This is a genomic window from Chryseobacterium sp. FR048, from assembly GCF_056844665.1.
In genome coordinates this window covers 449950-469022 of record NZ_JBXDSE010000003.1, presented here as the reverse complement: position 1 = coordinate 469022, position 19073 = coordinate 449950, and the positions used below count along the sequence as shown (strand labels likewise).

14 protein-coding genes and 1 pseudogene are annotated in these 19073 nt (G+C 40.7%); 9 read left to right on the top strand and 6 right to left on the bottom strand.

Annotated features, from left to right (window positions below; all coding sequences use genetic code 11):
* Positions 1 to 119: 119 nt before the first annotated feature.
* On the bottom strand, positions 120 to 413 hold the full coding sequence (locus tag AC106K_RS11485; protein ID WP_482445400.1) for a TM2 domain-containing protein: 294 nt from the start codon (positions 411 to 413) through the stop codon (positions 120 to 122).
* Positions 414 to 640: 227 nt separating this feature from the next.
* Between AC106K_RS11485 and lptB the strand changes: the two are divergent.
* The 7 genes and pseudogenes from lptB to AC106K_RS11450 all read left to right on the top strand — a co-directional run.
* Positions 641 to 1366: pseudogene (gene lptB / locus AC106K_RS11480) on the top strand (LPS export ABC transporter ATP-binding protein); the annotation flags it as partial.
* A 682-nt stretch (positions 1367 to 2048) separates the two neighbouring features.
* The gene (locus AC106K_RS11475; RefSeq protein WP_482398010.1) at positions 2049 to 2894 is read left to right on the top strand and encodes an RteC domain-containing protein; all 846 of its coding nucleotides are present in this window, start codon (positions 2049 to 2051) and stop codon (positions 2892 to 2894) included.
* Positions 2895 to 3145: 251 nt separating this feature from the next.
* Positions 3146 to 3499, top strand: a complete 354-nt coding sequence (locus AC106K_RS11470; protein WP_130143472.1) for a helix-turn-helix domain-containing protein — start codon at positions 3146 to 3148, stop codon at positions 3497 to 3499.
* Between the two features lie 11 nt (positions 3500 to 3510).
* Complete coding sequence (locus AC106K_RS11465; protein WP_482398009.1) at positions 3511 to 3801, top strand: helix-turn-helix domain-containing protein; 291 nt, start codon at positions 3511 to 3513, stop codon at positions 3799 to 3801.
* Between the two features lie 98 nt (positions 3802 to 3899).
* A complete protein-coding gene (locus AC106K_RS11460) occupies positions 3900 to 5384 on the top strand; it encodes a DUF3945 domain-containing protein (RefSeq protein WP_482398008.1) in 1485 nt (494 codons plus the stop codon).
* Between the two features lie 6 nt (positions 5385 to 5390).
* Positions 5391 to 7475: a type IA DNA topoisomerase gene (locus AC106K_RS11455; RefSeq protein ID WP_482398007.1), complete on the top strand. Its 2085-nt coding sequence runs from the start codon at positions 5391 to 5393 to the stop codon at positions 7473 to 7475.
* The gene (locus AC106K_RS11450; RefSeq protein ID WP_482398006.1) at positions 7475 to 8359 is read left to right on the top strand and encodes an ORF6N domain-containing protein; all 885 of its coding nucleotides are present in this window, start codon (positions 7475 to 7477) and stop codon (positions 8357 to 8359) included. Before AC106K_RS11455 ends, AC106K_RS11450 begins: the two co-directional genes overlap by 1 nt.
* A 27-nt stretch (positions 8360 to 8386) precedes the next feature.
* On the opposite strand, the gene AC106K_RS11445 is transcribed toward AC106K_RS11450, so the two are convergent.
* Positions 8387 to 9079: a hypothetical protein gene (locus AC106K_RS11445; RefSeq protein WP_482398005.1), complete on the bottom strand. Its 693-nt coding sequence runs from the start codon at positions 9077 to 9079 to the stop codon at positions 8387 to 8389.
* 209 nt (positions 9080 to 9288) lie between these two features.
* Between AC106K_RS11445 and AC106K_RS11440 the strand changes: the two genes are divergently transcribed.
* Positions 9289 to 9726, top strand: coding sequence for a DUF1896 domain-containing protein (locus tag AC106K_RS11440; protein ID WP_482398004.1), 438 nt, complete (start codon positions 9289 to 9291; stop codon positions 9724 to 9726).
* Positions 9713 to 15136: an N-6 DNA methylase gene (locus tag AC106K_RS11435; RefSeq protein ID WP_482398003.1), complete on the top strand. Its 5424-nt coding sequence runs from the start codon at positions 9713 to 9715 to the stop codon at positions 15134 to 15136. The genes AC106K_RS11440 and AC106K_RS11435 overlap by 14 nt, the downstream gene beginning before the upstream one ends.
* Positions 15137 to 15144: 8 nt before the next feature.
* Here AC106K_RS11435 and AC106K_RS11430 read toward each other — a convergent pair whose 3' ends face one another.
* The 4 genes from AC106K_RS11430 to AC106K_RS11415 form a co-directional block, all read right to left on the bottom strand.
* Positions 15145 to 15963, bottom strand: a complete 819-nt coding sequence (locus AC106K_RS11430) for an RteC domain-containing protein (RefSeq protein ID WP_068944920.1) — start codon at positions 15961 to 15963, stop codon at positions 15145 to 15147.
* Positions 15964 to 16183: 220 nt separating this feature from the next.
* Positions 16184 to 17428, bottom strand: coding sequence for a hypothetical protein (locus AC106K_RS11425; RefSeq protein ID WP_482398002.1), 1245 nt, complete (start codon positions 17426 to 17428; stop codon positions 16184 to 16186).
* Entirely contained in the window at positions 17421 to 17864 is a 444-nt protein-coding gene (locus AC106K_RS11420) for a Rieske (2Fe-2S) protein (protein WP_068944918.1), read from the bottom strand. Before AC106K_RS11420 ends, AC106K_RS11425 begins: the two co-directional genes overlap by 8 nt.
* A 1-nt stretch (position 17865) precedes the next feature.
* Positions 17866 to 19065 (bottom strand): di-heme oxidoredictase family protein, encoded by a 1200-nt coding sequence (locus tag AC106K_RS11415; protein WP_482398001.1) that lies wholly within the window; start codon positions 19063 to 19065, stop codon positions 17866 to 17868.
* Positions 19066 to 19073 lie beyond the last annotated feature (8 nt).

The window sequence follows — 19073 nt, the reverse complement described above, 5'->3', positions numbered from 1 at the left end:
AATTTGTATTAATTTGTAATCCTAAGATAATAAATATTTATTAATCCAGGTTAGAATTATAAATTTTTGTTACTGAAAGAATTTGATTTTCATGGATTTAAATGATAATGTCAGAATGTCTATAACCATCCTTTTCTCCCATACACATAAGTATCATCAAACTGTTTATCACTCATAAAGAGATATAAGATCCCTTCAATGAATGGGATGACGGAAGCAACACCGCAAGTCACAATGTTCAGGACCAGCTGAATAATGCCCTCTTTGGTATATCCTAGATAAAATTTATTTAAAGCCAGCCAGCCTACAAGAAGTCCTAACAGAGCCGCAGGAAGTTTTTTTTCTGAACGGTAGGGAATATTGTTTTGTTGGTTTTGTGTATTTTCTGTTTTGGTGTATCCGTAATTTTCCATTTCTTAATGTTTTAGATTGATATGAATGATAGGTCGATGAAGAGAATAAGTAGTTACAAAATAGTATCCGGGATTTATATTTTTTAAACTTAATATCAGGAGTACACCGCAAAAATTGACCTTATGTAGGTAAATAAAATTAACAATTAAGGTAATTATAGTTAAACTGGATATAAACAATGTTGGGGGTTATTCCAACTTGTTTGCATTTTTGATATATTTGCCCTATGATTTTACGAGGAGAAAACTTAATCAAAGAATACGGTCCTAAAAAAGTTGTAAAAGGCGTTTCTGTACAGGTTCAACAGGGAGAAATTGTAGGTTTGCTGGGTCCGAACGGAGCAGGAAAAACCACATCGTTTTATATGATCGTAGGGTTGGTTAAGCCCACTTCAGGAAAAATTTTCCTGGATAAACAGGAGATTACTACAGATGCGATGTACCGAAGAGCCCAAAAGGGAATTGGTTATCTTGCCCAGGAAGCTTCCGTTTTCAGGAAATTGTCTGTAGAAGAAAACATCATGGGAGTATTGCAGCTTACTAAGCTTTCCAAGCGTGAGCAGCAGATCAAATGTGATGAACTGATTGAGGAATTTTCTTTACAACACGTTCGTAAAAACAGAGGTGATCTTCTTTCCGGAGGAGAAAGAAGGAGAACGGAAATTGCCCGTTGTCTGGCTACAAGCCCGAACTTTATTCTTCTGGATGAACCTTTTGCCGGGGTAGACCCTATTGCGGTAGAAGATATTCAGAAAATCGTAAGAAGTCTGGTCGACAAAAACATCGGAATTCTGATCACCGACCACAACGTACAGCAGACACTTGCCATTACCAACAAAACATACATTATGTTTGAAGGAAAGATCCTGAAAGAAGGACTTCCGGAAGATCTGGCAAATGATCCGCAGGTAAGAGAAGCCTATCTGGGTGAAAACTTCGTCTACCAAAGTATTTTAGACAAACCAAAGAAGAAAAAGTATGCCTACAATATCTGGGCAGGGAATTTTGATTCAAAAACTCAGCTGCAGGGATTTGTTGACGAAAACTTCAAGGAATATGATAATCTGAGGTTGATGTATGGTTTTGAAGATGTAAGTTTTGCTTCATTAGGAAACTCAGAGATCGAACACATTTTTAATGAGGTGGTAGACAAGAATGCTAATAATTCATTTGTGTTCCAGAAGAAAGAAATCAATTCACAATACTCTCTGGAGCAGGCAGAAGCCGAATCTAAAAAAGTAAGCCAGCCGGAACTGCATTATCTTACGACCTATATTTACGAAGGATAAAATTCAGATTTTTCCTGAAAAAGATTAATAAAGCCTAAAGCGGCTAATAAAGAGTAGTTTACAAGAGATGGAAACTCTATCGGTAACGATTTAGTAATGGTGCTTACTACACTTGCTTTCATTCGATTACCTTGTAAATCATTACTGCAAATATAAAAAATAAAAGGGTAAAGTACATTGGTGCTTTACCCTTTTTTTATTCGTGTGAATAGAAAAATCTTTGAAAAAAAATTACCACACTGTGGGGAGCCTGTGAGATTTTTTCAAAGTTTATTCCCAAATTTTGGCATATCAACAACAGTTGCAACTCCGAAACAAGTAGTGATAACTTCTAAAAGACTAAGCTATGGAAATCGTGTTGAGTAAAATATTATCGCAAATTCAGCATCAGGAAGACAAACTTTCTTCTCAAATGATGCAAACAACGGAAGAGGCTTATCAAATGACCCTGTTCCTAAAGGAAATGTTGTTTAATATAAAAGCCCAAGTCATAAAGGATGGATTTACAAATGAGCAGCAAGAGATTGACTTTTTCAAGAACATTAAACCGCAAATTTTAGGGAAGCTCATTTACTATAATAAAGTCTTCCGCATCGAAACTACTTGCCCTGTGAGCAATGGCAAAATACACCAAAGCTATTATGAGAACCTATTAAAAACCCTCAAATTACAATATAAAGAAACTATTTGCAATGAGGATTTTTACAGATACTACCGTGCAGGCAGGATAGACCGTGACCATACTTATTTCAGGCTCGGACAAATCAATTACCACGATGGATTAAAGAGTGGTGTATTTGAAATTGACCTTAGCTTTTCAACATATTTTGATAACAAAATAGCCCACATTATAGCGAATGAATTACTTTATACTTATATGCTTACTAAAATCAGCCCCGAAGAAAATCCAGATTTGATTTTATTAAATGGAGAAGCAAACAAGGATATTTCGTGGACAAATTCTCAAAATGCACTTATCGAACTGATATATGCTCTTTATGCTTCCAATTCCATTGCCCACGGAAAAATAGGCATCCGAAAATTAGCTTTGATTTTTCAGGTGCTATTCAGAACTCCCTTAAACGATATACATCACTCTTTCCACCGAATGAAAACAAGGGCAGGTTCCCGGACGGCTTTTTTAGACCAGCTCAAAATATCCCTCGAAGAATATATGGATAAAGAACTTTAGCCATATCAACACAATAAATTTAAAGCAGTACCTAAAACGTACTGCTTTTTTCTTTACCCATATCTGCCAATTGGCAAATGTTGGCAAAACTCTATTATAAAATATCCTCAATGCCCCAAAACCCTTATTAAACAAGGGTTTTCCCTAATTGTAAAAATTTTCAAAAAACCGCCAAACCAATGGGTAAGGATTGGCAGACAAACACTGCCACCTTTAGGAGTTTTGCATAGTGAACATTTAAAAGCTGTGCAATGAAAATAATAACTATCGAAGAAGAAGCGTGGCAACAGCTCAACAGCCGTATCAATGCCATTGCCGACTACCTGAAAAGATTGGACAATACAAGCTATGATGACCTGTGGCTCAATAACCACGAGGTATGCCAATACCTGCACATCAGCGAAAAGACCTTATGGCGTATGCGTACCAAAGGCGAGATTGCTTATTCAAAAATCTACGGGCAATACTTCTATACCATTGGAGCAATTAAGGATATGCTCAATGCCAATGCCGTACAGAGCAGTGATGAGTATGTGCAGGAGCTTATGGTAAAAGGCAAAAGCTATATCGAAAAAGGCAGAAAGTTAAAATCCGGTAAACAATAAAATGTGTTCCTATGAATATTGACAGAATGGAATTTTTAGCGTGGATGGAACGCATCATTGACCGCCTTGATATGCTTAGCGACCATATTGATGATTTGCAAAAGAAACGGAATAGCATTGACGGCGAGGAATTGCTCGACAATCAGGATTTGCTCCAAATGCTTAAAATCAGCAACCGCTCCCTGCAACGGTATCGCTCTATCGGCAAACTACCTTATTATACGATAAGTGGAAAATTGTATTACAAGCTATCCGATGTACATCAGTTCATAAGAGAGAGCTTTAACCCTCCCTCAAAATGAACGCCAATGAAAGACAAAGACTGCCATTGAGTGCCACTTGATGCAATGCAGTAACCACTTGTTTTACTTTAGGCATCGAACTTTAAAATTTTCAGACTATGAGCGAAGAAACAACAAATAAGCAGGAAATGCCCGAACAATTATCGGACATCTTATTGGTGCTGGATAAAGAAAAAATGAAAATCCAAGCCGTAAAAAGCATTGATGAAAACGGGAAAATGGAAACCGTTGAACCCACGAAGAAAAACCAAAACCAGTTTATGCGTGTGGACAAAAGCGGCGATTTCTTTTCCAACTTCTTCTCCAATTTTTTCAGCCAGTTAAAGAACCCTACCAATTTTTCATTCTTCAAAGTGCCTGCACCTGTCGCAGTTGAAAAAGCACAGGAAATGCAAAAGCAGGTTGATAAGCCCACTCCCGAAGGTGAAAAAGTGATGAAAGAACACGAAGTAAAAACAGAACCGCAACAGGATAAAAAACAAGAAAATCAAAATAATATGGCAACAACACAAACAACACCGGAAGCCAGCGAGTACCGCTACAAACCGGAGCAGATTGATTGGGACACAATGAAAAACCTCGGATTAAGCAAGGAGTATCTTGAAAAAAGAAACCTGCTTGACCCTTTGTTACGAGGTTATAAAACCAATGAACTTTTGCCGATAGGCGTTAATTTCGGCGGTACTATTCTCCGCACAGATGCCCGATTGTCCTTACAGCAAGCCGAAGATGGAAATGTTATCGTAGCAATACACGGCATCAAAAAAGAACCAAACCTCCATTTTGAGTTTTTCGGACACAAGTTTACCGATGAGGATAAAAAGAACCTGCTCGAAACAGGTAATATGGGGCGTGTGGTTAACCTGACCAATTCCAAAACGGGCGAACTGATGCCGTCCATTATCAGCATAGACAGGCTAACCAATGATGTGATAGCCTTACGGACGGATTTCATAAAAATTCCCGATGAAATTAAAGGCGTAAAACTGAATGATGAGCAAAAGCAAACTTTAATGGAGGGCAAACCGCTAAAGTTAGACGGTATGATTTCTGCCAAAGGAACGGAGTTTTCGGCAACGGTACAGTTCAATGCTGACAAGCGTTATGTGGAGTTCCTGTTTGACCGCAATAATTCCAATAGGCAAACCCAAAGCAACGGTCAAACCCAAAACAATCAACAAACCAATCAGCAAACCCAACCGCAGGAAGCTCCAAAAACATTTAGGGGCAAAGAACTGACCGATGAGCAGCACAAGGATTTCAAAGCCGGGCAAACCGTTTACATTGATGGATTGAGAGATAAAAAAGGGCAACCGTATCAGGGTTATATCACTTTCAATGCAGAAACAGGAAAAACGAACTTCCAATTTCCAAGCCAGGTTAAAGCACAGGCAAAACCTGCCGAAGCCCACAAAACGCAAACCGCCGTCAATTCAGATGGCAAGACCAACGAAGCGACCAAAAATATCAACGAGCCTTTAAAATCGGGGCAACAAAGACCGAAAAACAAACAACAGCAGGAAAAACAAGAACAACAGGAAAAATCCGAAACACCTGCAAAGTCCAAAGGCAGAAAAATGTAGTAAAGTATGAAAACAATAATCGCAGAAAAACCAAGCGTAGCAAGGGAAATAGCTGGACTTGTGGGAGCATCTGATAAAAAGGACGGCTACCTGACAGGTAACGGCTATTTTGTTACGTGGGCATTCGGTCATTTAATAGGATTGGGAATGCCCGAAGATTACGGGATTTCGGGATTTGACAAAGCAGCTTTGCCAATGCTCCCCAACCCGTATTTGTTGACCGTCCGGAAAGTAAAAAAAAACAAAGGCTATACCGCTGATACAGGAGCATTGAAGCAACTGAAAGTCATCGAACAGCTTTTTAACCGTAGCAACAGCATCATCGTAGCCACCGATGCAGGTCGTGAGGGGGAATTGATATTTAGGTACATTTATGAATACCTGAAATGTAACAAGCCCTTTGAACGCCTTTGGATAAGCTCGCTTACCGAAAAAGCCATCAAGCAAGGTTTTGATAACCTTAAAGACGGAAAAGAGTTTGATGGATTGTATCAAGCGGCACAAGGCAGAAGCCGTGCCGATTGGCTCGTGGGCATCAATGCTACACAGGCATTGAGCATAGCCGTAGGTAACGGCATTTATTCACTCGGCAGGGTACAAACGCCTACATTGGCTTTGATATGCAAACGTTATCTGGAAAACAAAAATTTCTCGGTAAAGAAATATTGGCAGATACAGTTATCGCACATTAAAGAGTTGATAGATTTTAAAAGCCTTTCCAAAACCAAATGGGAAGACCAAAAACTTGCCGATGATACGCTGAAAGCCATTCAGCGAAGCGAAACGGCAACAGTTACATCAGTGGAAACCAAAAGCGTTACAGAACAACCTCCTTTATTGTTCGACCTTACCGGATTGCAGAAGGAAGCCAATAAAAAGCTGAACCTTTCTGCCGAAGAAACCCTCAACATTGCCCAAAGTCTTTATGAAAAGAAGTTTATCACTTATCCCCGTACCGGAAGCAAATACATTCCTGAAGATATGTGGGCAGAAATTCCCAACCTCGTGAGGGCTTTGCAGGACAGGGAAACCTGCAAGCAAGCCGTATCAAAAATGAAATGGGGACGTTTCAATAAACGTATCGTGAACGATTTGCGTGTTACCGACCACCACGGATTATTGATTACAGACAAAATCCCTTCAGCACTGAACGCAAAGGAAAATGCTGTTTATGATATGATTGCCTTTCGGTTGCTCGAAGCCCTTTCACAAGCCTGTATCAAAGAGATAACCGATGTCGGTTTACAGGTATTGCATTACGATTTTACTGCAAAAGGCTGTAAAATCATAGAAGCTGGCTGGCGTTCCGTTAAGGGAAGTTTCACGGACGATGATACCGAACCTATACAGGATTTACCCGAACTGAAAAAAGGGGATGAACTCAAAATAAAAGAAGCCTCCGTTCTCGAAAAGAAAACCAAACCGCCTGTGCTTTATACCGAAGCAGGGCTTTTGTCGGCTATGGAAACTGCCGGAAAGGAAATCGAAAATGAAGACGAACGCAAGGCTTTACAAAATATCGGTATCGGTACTCCGGCTACAAGAGCCGCAATAATCGAAACCCTGTTTACCCGTAACTATATCCAAAGAGAAAAGAAATCCTTAATCCCTACCGAAAAGGGATTGCAAGTGTATGAATTGGTTAAAGAACGGAAAATTGCGGACGTGGTAATGACTGCGGAATGGGAACTCGCATTGCAGAAAATTGAGAACAACAAAGCGGATGCAGAGGCATTTCAAAAGGAAATGGAAAATTATGCTTCATCTATTACTAATGAATTGCTGCAAACTTCCATTGCCCAAAACAACCTGCCCAAGTTGGTTTGCCCAAAATGCAAAAGCCAGCAACTCATTATCCGTGATAAAATAGTGAAGTGTCCTGATGAGGCTTGTAATTGGGTACAGTTCCGTAATGTGTGTGGCGTACAAATCGGCATAGCCGATATTGAAAGCCTTATCAATAAAAAGAAAACTTCACTCATCAAAGGAATGAAAAGCAAGGCAGGTAAGAAATTCGATGCGTATATCGTATTGAAAGAGGATTGTACAACCTCTTTTGAGTTTGATAAAAATAAAAGCTACAAAAAGTAATGGAAAATAAACCCATCATTATCAGCAAGGAAATCAGAAATCTGATTTATACCATACGTGGCAAACAAGTGATGCTGGACAGCGACCTCGCTACGCTGTATCAGGTGGAAACAAAAAATCTCAACAAAGCCGTAAAACGGAATATCAACAGGTTTCCTGTTTCTTTCTGCTTTCAACTGACCGTCGAGGAAGTTGAAAACTTGAGGTTCCAAATTGGAACCTCAAGTTTGAGCTACGGCGGAAGACGTTATTTGCCTTATGTTTTTACCGAACAAGGGGTCGCAATGGCTTCTGCTATCCTCCGTTCAGATATAGCGGTTAAAGTCAGTGTTGAAATTATGGAAGCCTTTGTAGAAATGCGTAGAATGCTCATCAGCAATGCCGCTTTGTTTCACCGTTTGGATAATATTGAATTAAAGCAATTAGAAGCCGACCAAAAATTTGAAGAGATTTTTAAGGCTTTGGAAAGCGATAAGCTCCACAGCGAAAAAGGTATCTTCTACAACGGGCAGGTTTTTGATGCCTATGCCTTTGTTTCCGATATTATCCGAAGTGCCAAAACCTCCATTATTCTTTTGGATAATTATGTGGACGATACGGTACTGACCTTATTGGGAAAACGGAATGCCAATGTAACTGCAACTATCTATACCAAAAATATCAGCAATCAGCTAAGGCTGGATGTACAACGGTACAACAGCCAATATCCTCCGATTGAGATTGAGGTTTTCTCCGATGCCCACGACCGCTTTTTAATCATTGATGGTACAGAGCTTTACCACATTGGGGCTTCACTCAAAGACCTGGGCAAAAAATGGTTTGCCTTTTCGAGAATGGATATTGAAGTCGGCAGGATGCTTCAACTTTTGGATATCAATAGATAAAATCAATAATATGGGGCAGTATTAATGTTAATGTTTAACAATCTTCAAATCTTTAAAATAGCCCTCTGTACCTATATCGACCCAAAGGGCGATTGAACCATTCCTGACATCTCCTTTTATTTCTTCCACGACAAATGAAGGATGTTTTTGGTTATTGATGTAGAGCTTTACTTTACGGTCGTTAATTTCTAAACGCAGGGTAATCCATTCGTCCAGACCTATATCGGCATACGTTTCGTAAGTTTCAGGAAACTCTTTCCGTAACCTGTCGAACTTATAATCGGGATAGGAAAAGTATTGTACCGTGTGGTTTCGGCGGAATTGATTTTCTGCCCTGCCATTGGTCGGACGAAGATAGATGGATTGAAACCGGGTGTCATTGTCATCAATTCTGAAAGCAATCCCTATAAAGCCACGGGCAAGTTCGGGAGCATTTTTGAGCAAACGGCTTAATACCTTGACTTCAATAATGCCGTTTTCAAAATTAATATCTTTCAATTTGACATAAGTAGGTTCGTCCACGGTGGAAACCATATTGTTTATGTCAAAAGGCAATGCTTCCAAATCCCTCTCTATCTTCAATACTTTTTTTCCTTTCAGTTTTACAATTGATGCTTTAACATTCTTTGGTTCAAACTCTTGATTTTTAAAGGTTAGGCTTTGTCCTGATGCCAATGCTACAAAAAGTGTGAAAAGCAATGTTATTTTGTATTTCTTCATTATACCTAAATAGTTTATCGGATGTTACAATAAAACAAATTTATATAAATGTTTCAACTATCTGCCGAGTGGGTGCAATAATTGGGTATTGAGTTTCCCTGAATACGTCAAATCCCGCCTCTCAAAGCCAAACCCTGCCACTTCTGCAAAGGCTCTTATCTACTGCTATAATTTTAGGCTTTAAGTAAAATTCTAAACAAAATTATAGTATGGATACACAGCAAAAAGACCTATCGTATTTCAGGTTACGACTGCAAGAATTATTAAACACCAGCTTCCCTGAAAAAGCAAACGACCAAAAATTTATTGAGCAACGTTCCTCGTGGGCTGCCAATGCCTACGAGGGTGCTTTTCGTTCGGGAAATACTATTGAGCAATGCAACGAAATAGCCAATTATATCCTGTTTGAAAAACTGCATTTCTCCAAATTCGACACCGTATTTCAAGTGGTATGCAATGAGTTTGATACCCTAATGGCAGATGAGGAACTGCGACCGTTTGCCCTTAAAATGTTTCCTGTTTGTGAGCCTGTTTTCTCCGGCTATGAACTAACCGATGATTTCGCATACGGTTATGAGTTTGATTTACTCTATACCGAAATAACCGGAACCATCGCAATATGGATAGAAGAAAATGGGCTTCAGTAAGAAGCAACATCTCCAACTGAATATTGATGCCCTGCGAATTGCTTTTAAACTGGAAAAGGAGAAACGACAAGCCACCGTAGGCGAAAGACTGCTAATGATGCAATACAGCGGATTTGGCGGTCTTAAATTCGTGTTGAACCCCATAGCGAACGAAATAGACATCAACAATTGGAGAAAGACTGAACACGACCTTTTCCCGATTACGCAGGAACTCCACCAGCTACTCAAAGAAAATTCCGAAGACGAAAAGCAATACCGCAGGTACGTGGATAGTATGAAAAGCTCCGTATTAACGGCTTTTTATACACAGCCACAGGTCATAGATGCTATTTCCGCAACCTTGCGTGAAAGCGGTCTGAATATTGATAAATTCCTTGAACCCTCCGCAGGTATCGGCTCATTCATACAATCCTTTTCGGAAAACCAACAAAGTGTTACCGCTTATGAAAAGGATTTGCTGACAGGTAAGATTTTAAAACAGCTTTATCCCGATAGCATAATCCGTATAAGCGGTTTTGAGGAAATCCCCGAAAAGGAACAAAACAGCTATGATGTAATCGCCAGTAATATACCGTTCGGCGATACTTCCGTCTTTGATTTATCCTATTCCCGAGGCAAGGACAGTGCAAAAGCACAGGCAGCCCGAAGCATACACAATTACTTCTTTCTGAAAGGTGCTGATATGCTCCGTGAGGGCGGTTTGCTGGCTTACATTACTTCGCAGGGTATTCTGAATAGCCCGAAGAACGAACCGATACGTAGGGCGTTGATGCAGGATAACAATTTGGTTTCAGTAGTTAGATTGCCCAATAACCTGTTTAGGGAATATACAGGAACTGAGGTCGGAAGCGACCTGATTATTCTGCAAAAGAACACGGCAAAACAAAGTCTGACCGAAACCGAAGAACTGTTTTGTCAAAGCAAGCCAACGGAGTACAATACGCCAGGCAATGCACTTTTTCAGGACAGCACAAGGATTGTACATACAGACCGCAAATTAGATACTGACCCTTACGGACAACCTGCACTCATCTATACTCATAAAGGCGGCGTTGCCGGAATTGCCCAAGACCTCAAACAAATGCTTACGGATGATTTTGGCAAGCTCCTGAATTTAGGTTTATACAAAGGCGAACGCAACGATGAGCCTATAATACAAATTCCCGCTACTCCAAAGGTAACACCTCCAATTGTCGAACCCGTAACCATTCAGCAAAAGCCACAGCTTGTACCAACTCCTGCAAGTAATCAAGACACTACACAGGAATTAAAACAGCTAAGCATTTTCGACTTGTTTGAAAATGTGGACGAGCCTGTAATGGTTGCGGCTCCACCCAAAAGAACGACACAAGTTAAAAGGCAAAGCACCAACAAAAGTAGAGGTGCAATAGGTCGCCAACCTGACCTGTTCAGTAGTGCGATGCAGCAACCTTATACGCCCCCTGTTACTAATAGAGCTACCAATGGAAATACATCTACCAATGGTAAAAAACAGGAAGTTATCGGCGACCTGTTTTCAAGTATCAATGGGAATGGCCAAGCGATTAAGCCAGCGGTTCCCGATACCATTCCCGAACCTGCTCCTTATACGGGCGAACTGCAATCGTACTACCGTAACGATTGCCTTGTCGTGGATAATGGTTGGGTCGGTCATCTGCAAGATGTAGATACATCAGACGGTACGGCAGTTTTCCACCCGTTGCAATTACCGACCTTACAGAAAGCAAGAGCCGAAGCGTACATTGCTGTACGTGATGTTTACCAAGAGCTTTACAATAAAGAGGCAAAGTTTCAGACCGAATACAAGGGAGAAAGGGAAAACCTTAACCGCTTATACGATGCCTTTGTCAAAAGGTACGGAAATCTCAATAGTGCCGATAATATCAAGCTCATCAAAACGGATAGCTCTGGTAAGGAAATCCCTTATTTGGAACGTGTCGTTGGTGGCGTGGTACACAAAGCGGATATATTCAGCCGTCCTGTAAGTTTTTCCATCTTAACAATAGCAACGGACAATCCCGAAGAAGCGTTAGCGGCTTCGCTGAACAAATATGGAAGCGTGGATTTGGAATATATGTCCGAAATCAGCGGTATGACGGACGATGCTTTGAAAGAAGCATTGCACGGTCGTATTTACTACAATCCTCTGCAAAAGGAATATGAAATATCCGAACGCTGGATTGCAGGGAACGTAGTAGAGAAAGCCCAAGAGGTCAAAGCGTATCTCGAACGCAATCCCGATGATGCCGAAGCCACAACAAGCCTTACCGTTCTGGAAGAAGCCCGACCAAGACGAATTGAGTTTGAGGAACTCGATTTTAACCTCGGCGAACGCTGGATACCCACTGGCATTTATGCCCGTTTTGCTTCACATCTTTTTGATACGGATGTACTCGTTCATTACTCTGAAAGCTCTGATGACTTTTCAGTAAAGTGCGACCATAAGAATTTGCATATATGGGAAAAATACGCTGTCAAAGCAGAAAGCCGGACGTTTGACGGGATTGCCCTGTTCAAACACGCCCTTGTCAATACCACGCCAGACATTACCAAAAAAATTACGGTTGGCGACCAAGAGGTCAAAGTACGGGATATGGAAGCCATACAAATGGCGAATACCAAGATTGACGAAATCCGTACCGCCTTTACCGAGTGGCTTCACGCCCAAAACGATGAGTTTAAAAGCAGGCTGACCGACCAATACAACGATACGTTTAACTGTTTCGTCCGACCGAACTATGACGGAAGCCATCAGGACTTTCCGGGCTTAGACCGTAAGGCGTTGGGTATTGAAGACCTGTATTCAAGCCAAAAGGATACCGTTTGGATGATAAAGCTGAATGGCGGTGCGATATGCGACCACGAAGTAGGTGCAGGAAAAACCCTTGTGATGTGTACCGCAGCACAGGAAATGAAACGTTTGGGATTGGCACACAAACCGATGATTATCGGGCTGAAAAGCAATGTTCACGAAATTGCCGAAGCCTACCGCACTGCCTATCCACACGCTAAAATCCTGTTTCCGGGCAAAGAAGATTTTACGCCCCAAAAACGCCTGCGGATATTCGGCGATATTAAAAACAACGATTGGGATTGTGTTATTCTGACACACGACCAATTCGGAATGATACCGCAGTCGCCTGATATACAAAAGGAAATCCTCGAAATCGAATTGGACAGCGTGGAGCGTAACCTCGATGCACTGCAATCGCAAGGAAAGGAAGTTACCAGAGGTATGCTTGCCGGAGTAATCAAGCGGAAAGAAAACCTTGAAGTCAAACTCAAAACCCTGCAACACGATATTGAAAATCGTAAAGATGATGTGGTGGATTTTAAGATGATGGGCATTGACCATTTGTTCGTTGATGAAAGCCACCAATTCAAGAACCTGATGTTCAATACAAGACATACAAGGGTTGCCGGATTGGGCAATGTGGACGGTAGCCAAAAGGCATTGAACCTGCTCTTTGCTATCCGTACCATTCAGGAACGCATCAATGCGGATATGGGAGCAACTTTCCTTTCGGGAACGACCATAAGCAACTCACTAACGGAACTGTACCTACTTTTTAAGTACCTGCGACCAAGAGCATTGGAAAAACAGGGCATTCACTCTTTTGATGCGTGGGCTGCTATTTATGCAAGGAAAACGACCGATTATGAATTTTCGGTTGCTAACAACATTGTAGCAAAAGAGCGTTTCCGATACTTTATCAAAGTGCCGGAGCTGGCACAATTCTACTCGGAAATCACGGATTACCGAACGGCAAAAGATATAGGCATTGACCGCCCCAACAAGAACGAGGTATTGTATAACATACCGCCTACTCCCGACCAGGAAGATTTTATCAAAAAGCTAATGGAGTTTGCCAAAACAGGAAATGCTACCTTATTAGGAAGAGAACCTTTATCACAAAGCGAAGAAAAAGCAAAGATGCTTATCGCAACGGACTACGCCCGCAAAATGTCTTTGGATATGCGGATGGTAAGCGGTGCGTATGATGACCACCCCGATAATAAGGCTTCGTATTGTGCGGCAAACATTGCCAAGTATTACAACCAATACAACGCACAGAAAGGAACGCAATTCGTTTTCTCCGATTTGGGAACATACAAGCCGGGCGAATGGAATGTGTACTCCGAAATCAAACGCAAGCTCGTGGAAGACCACGGCATACCCGCAAACGAAATCCGTTTTATACAGGAGGGCAAAAATGATAAGCAACGTAAGGAACTTATCAAAGGAATGAACGAGGGTAAAATCCGTGTGCTGTTCGGTTCTACAAGTATGTTGGGAACAGGCGTAAACGCACAAAAAAGAGCCGTTGCCATTCATCATTTAGATACGCCGTGGCGACCGAGCGACCTTGCCCAAAGGGACGGTCGGGCAATCCGCAAAGGCAATGAGATTGCCAAGTTCTTTGCCAACAACAAAGTAGATGTAATCATCTATGCCGTTGAAAAATCATTGGATAGTTATAAGTTCAACCTGTTGTACAATAAGCAACTTTTTATAGACCAATTAAAAAACAATAACCTCGGCAAACGTACCATTGACGAGGGCAGTATGGATGAAAAATCGGGAATGAACTTTTCGGAATACGTGGCTATCCTATCAGGAAATACAGACCTGTTAGATAAAGCCAAATTGGAGAAACAGATTGCCGGGTTGGAAAGCGAAAAGCAAGCGTTCAACCGTTCCAAGTTCAGTGCCAAATACAAGGTGCAAGATTATACGGAATTGTTGGATAGCACGCAATCCCGTTTCAACCGAATGAACCTCGATTGGGAAAACTTACAGCAACGCATACAAAAACGTTCGGACGGTACAATTGCAAATCCTGTACAGTTGGACGGTTTACCGCCCAATGCGGATATTAAACAAATCGGTGCAAAGCTCAACCAGCTTGCGGACAAAGCCCGCACCGGAGGTCAGTATGAAGAAATCGGTAGTTTGTACGGATTTACGCTGTTGGTAAAAACCGAAATGTCCGAAAAGGAGGGCGTGGATATACGGGTAAACCGATTTTTGGTACAAGGCGAGGGCAATATCAAATACACCTACAATAACGGTCTGATTGCCAAAGATGAAAAGCTGGCGGCTATGAACTTCCTCAACGCACTGGAGAAATTGCCCGGCTATATCGAGCAGGAACAAAAGAAAATTGCGGAGATACAAAAAGACCTGCCCATTCTTCAAGAAGTGGTAAACGGTACGTGGTCTAAAGAAGGCAGATTGAGCGAACTTAAAACGGAACTTGCTGCTGTTGAGCGAAAGATACAGTTATCCATTACGCCGGAAACTAAAAGAGAGCCTGCGGAGCAGGTAGAAAAGCAGAAAGAAACGCCAAACAATTCGGAGAATATTGTACGGACAAAAGGTATTCATTTGTCTCGTGGGACATTATAAAAATGTTCCTACATTTCGTCCTCTTCATCCATTTTCCTGATTAGGGCATCACGCAGGCTGTCAAGGAATTTTGTGGGGTTTATTTTCCTTGCTTTAAGTTCCATAAACGTATGATAGAAATCGCCTAAACTGATATTGAACGTACTTTCAAATGTTTTGGCGATGGCTATTATATCTGCATTGCCAAATGCACCCTGCGAATGCAGGGCGTAAATCAATTCGGTTAATGCTGTTTTGCTTTCCGCCCAATTTAAAGCAAAATTGTTAGATGGCTTCTTCTGATTGTTATTATTCAGTTGGTCTTCAATATAAATTTGTATCTGGTCGTTGGCGATAATCTTTGCCGCTTTATAATCGTGGGAAGTTGAAAATCTATGGTCGGTTTCAAAATAAATGGTATCCAGGCTCAATTTTATATCGTATTTGCCCCGAATAAACAGCTTATCATCAATAAAGGTGTTGTTTGTACGGTAGTACTTATAAAATTCAAGATTGTTGTCAAAATACCTTTTTAGCTTTCTCAATTCTTCATTGAGGTATTTTTTAATAGCCTTTGCTCCATTAGGTTTTTTTGTTTCGATTTTATAGACGGCATTGTAGTAAATGAGCTTTGCAACAATGACAGGTTTCTGATGTTTGAAAAAATAGATTTCCTCATCAGCATTTTTAAACCCTTGTTTTAAAACAAACTTCTTTAAATCTGACAAGGTTTGGATAATAAGTTGAATTACGTCTTCTATCCGTTGTATCGAACAATCGTATTCAATCTCCAATTCTCTAATTTCTCTTTCAAGTTTTTGTGATATTTTATTATAGGCTATATCCATATATTTTCATATAACAGAAAAATAAAGCAATCCATCAAAGAAGCTTTATTGAGATTGTTCAATGGCTTTTAGTAATTCTTTTACTTCCAGAGGCTTTAATACTCCGCTGTATCTGAACAATACCTGATATTTAGAGTTAAGAAAAACCCAGGTTGGAAAAGCAATTTTTTCTCCTCCGTAACTATATCCTTGAGGTATTTATAAAATGCTATTCAATTGTTTAAAAATATGTAGAAATACCAAAACTAAAGCCTCCCAATAATGCAGGTGGATTATTTAAAAGGTCTTTTGTCCGTTGATGTCTGTAATTAAGTCTCATCACAGTTTGAGCATTTGGTCGAAAACTTACGCCGCCGACAACGCTCCAAGTTTCATCACCCATTTTTTCTCCTGTTTCTCTAAATTTTCCAACATTCCAGTCGACATATTCCAACCGGCAAGCAAGGTTTAGTGTGGCATTATCCCATCCCAGTATTTTTCTTTTTAAAACAGGTTGTACAATATCCACAAAACCTCCATATTGTTTATTGCCATATTGCTGTGTGTAGGTTTCGGGAACATCAACATTTATCCATGCCCATTCACCTGTAATAAATGTATTAAGTGTAGGAAGTGTTGTATTGAAGTCAACGGCAAATACACTTAATGTCCTTCTGTCGTCAATATCCGAACCATCATCATTGTAGCTGTTGTAAGCACCTCCCATATAAGATAAACCGATTTCTCCAATCTTGTTATTTCTGACTGCTATTTTGCCCGTATAAAGAGGCTCTCCACTGGTAGATTCCTCAAAACGTTCTGCATTATCTTTTGCTGCCGGCAGATAAGTTTTATTCTGCTCATTATTGATTATAGTTCCGTCAAATCCACTGGACAAGTAGGCTTCGTAACCAAACATCCAGTTGCCACTATATTTTTTTCCATATAGACCAAACCCGGCATTACTCCAGGTCGCCGGAAGCAATTGCGTTGCCGATATGGGGCGGTCGGTAAATTCCCATTTGGGGCCGTCATGATTTTGGTTGAAAGAACCAATCGGGTTCACAATCATACCGCCTCTTAAATTTAACAATGGACTAAATTCAACATCTAAGGCTGCAAACTCAACGGCTATTTCTCCTTCTGCAGGTTCAAATTCTACCTCCGACATGAATTTAATTCTTTTACTAATAGTAGAAGCCAAAAAAATGCTTAATCTTCTGAACTGGAACTGATGCCCTTCGCTAACGCCATCTTCTCCCAAATGCTGCCAGTTGGCTTCCATATATCCACCTACTGCAACAGGCAATTTTCCCATAGACAATAATGGCCGGTTATAGATAGCATCCATATTCATACTGTTTTTTAGCGAATCCTGTGGAGGAGCTATACGGTTGAAAAGTGTGGAATCAATCTGTGCATTTACAGAAGTACAGAAGCAGGTCATGCCTGCTAATAATGAAAAAAGTAAATGTTTATTATGCATTTTTAAGAGATATTTTAAGTTGATTGTTAGTAATTATAGTGGGAAATGAGCGAAGGTGGGTATCAGCCGGACCATTTTGAACATTCCCTTTATTGTCAAATTCGCTTCCATGTGCAGGACATTGTAACCGGTCGCCAAATACTTGCAGCTCCGCTCCCTGATGGGTGCATTGCATGAGAAGGGCTGAATAATCGTTTTCACTAAACCGGAACACACAAATTGGATACTTTAACTGTGGGTGTTCCACAACAATATATTTCTTAAAGTCTGTTTTGTTGTTGCCGGTTAAGAAACTATCCAAGGGTACTACCATATCAGTATCTATTATATTACCGGTAACCGTTTTAGCCGACGCACAACTTTCTAACAACAGCATAGCAATACTGCTGCTGATGCAGGCAAACCCACATTGTTTAATAAATTTTTTCCGGTTCATTTTATAAAGACTTAAGAAACTTTATGATAGCAGCTTTATCGCTTTGATTTAGATTTCTATATTTCTGTCTCGATTGTGAAGCTTCTCCGCCATGCAATTCAATTGCTGCTTCAATGCTTTTTGCTCTTCCATCGTGCATCAGATAAAACTTTCCACCCTGAGAATCAGGAGAAAGACCTAAACCCCAAAGCGGTGGTGTACGCCATTCATACGTTTTAGCAGACCCTTCGGTGTAACCGTCATCGAGGTCTGGTCCCATATCATGGAGTAAAAGGTCTGTATAAGGATAAAAATCTTTAAATGCCAAAGCTGGTATAGGTGCATTTCCGGTAGTTAACTGAGATTTGTGGCAGCTGGTACAGCTAACAGAGTTAAATAATGTTTTGCCATATACGACTTCGGGGTCGTTTTGATTTCGTGGCATTGCAGCTTTCAGTGTCTTAAGATAAAAGGCGAGGTTATTAACTTTTTGGGTCGCTATTTCCGGGTCAATTTCCTCTCCCGAATATACATCAACAGGATTATACACGGAGGTAATGCCCATATCCTGTGTCAAAGCATCCACTGTTTGATGAAGCAAGTCATACACGCTTGCCTTCTTGCCGAAACGACCAATGTATTTCCCTCCCTGGGTAACACCACCGCTGCGGGGCGTTGTATAAGAAGGAATATCAATCCAGTTGACCCTTCCCGAAATCCCGTCACCATCTGCATCGTTCGGGTCTGCCATTGCCAATAAAACGTTGTCGGGAACAAATTCCAATAATCCTAAACCTGTAACGGCAGGAGGAGTAAATTTTGAAAATGTCGCTCCAAAAGGTATTGTTTCAGGTTGATAGCCGGGGATAGCCCTGTTTTGCAACTGCGGTCCTCCTAAATGAAGAAACATATTTCCCGTTTCATCGACCTGTCCAAATCGTGTAAGTGTACTGAAAGGATGTCCCTTACCATCACCAGCATGACAACTTACACAACTATTGGCAACGAACAAAGGTCCCAGACCCTTTTCAACGGTAAATACTTCATCATTAAAAGTTACATCACCATCCAAAAATCGCTGTGTTTCCTCGTAACTTAATCCGTCTATAGGACCATCTAACAATGCGTCTTCAGCAGGTTCATCAGGTTCAAACTTATCACATGATTGAATACAGGCAATGAGCGTAATAATCCCAAGCAAAACAATGTAGGTTTTTTTCATTAGTCTAA

Coding starts and splice junctions, on each gene's coding strand:
- AC106K_RS11485 (WP_482445400.1), bottom strand. CDS start 413: ATGGAAAATTACGGATACACCAAAACAGAAAATACACAAAACCAACAA.
- AC106K_RS11475 (WP_482398010.1), top strand. CDS start 2,049: ATGGAAATCGTGTTGAGTAAAATATTATCGCAAATTCAGCATCAGGAA.
- AC106K_RS11470 (WP_130143472.1), top strand. CDS start 3,146: ATGAAAATAATAACTATCGAAGAAGAAGCGTGGCAACAGCTCAACAGC.
- AC106K_RS11465 (WP_482398009.1), top strand. CDS start 3,511: ATGAATATTGACAGAATGGAATTTTTAGCGTGGATGGAACGCATCATT.
- AC106K_RS11460 (WP_482398008.1), top strand. CDS start 3,900: ATGAGCGAAGAAACAACAAATAAGCAGGAAATGCCCGAACAATTATCG.
- AC106K_RS11455 (WP_482398007.1), top strand. CDS start 5,391: ATGAAAACAATAATCGCAGAAAAACCAAGCGTAGCAAGGGAAATAGCT.
- AC106K_RS11450 (WP_482398006.1), top strand. CDS start 7,475: ATGGAAAATAAACCCATCATTATCAGCAAGGAAATCAGAAATCTGATT.
- AC106K_RS11445 (WP_482398005.1), bottom strand. CDS start 9,079: ATGAAGAAATACAAAATAACATTGCTTTTCACACTTTTTGTAGCATTG.
- AC106K_RS11440 (WP_482398004.1), top strand. CDS start 9,289: ATGGATACACAGCAAAAAGACCTATCGTATTTCAGGTTACGACTGCAA.
- AC106K_RS11435 (WP_482398003.1), top strand. CDS start 9,713: ATGGGCTTCAGTAAGAAGCAACATCTCCAACTGAATATTGATGCCCTG.
- AC106K_RS11430 (WP_068944920.1), bottom strand. CDS start 15,963: ATGGATATAGCCTATAATAAAATATCACAAAAACTTGAAAGAGAAATT.
- AC106K_RS11425 (WP_482398002.1), bottom strand. CDS start 17,428: ATGCATAATAAACATTTACTTTTTTCATTATTAGCAGGCATGACCTGC.
- AC106K_RS11420 (WP_068944918.1), bottom strand. CDS start 17,864: ATGAACCGGAAAAAATTTATTAAACAATGTGGGTTTGCCTGCATCAGC.
- AC106K_RS11415 (WP_482398001.1), bottom strand. CDS start 19,065: ATGAAAAAAACCTACATTGTTTTGCTTGGGATTATTACGCTCATTGCC.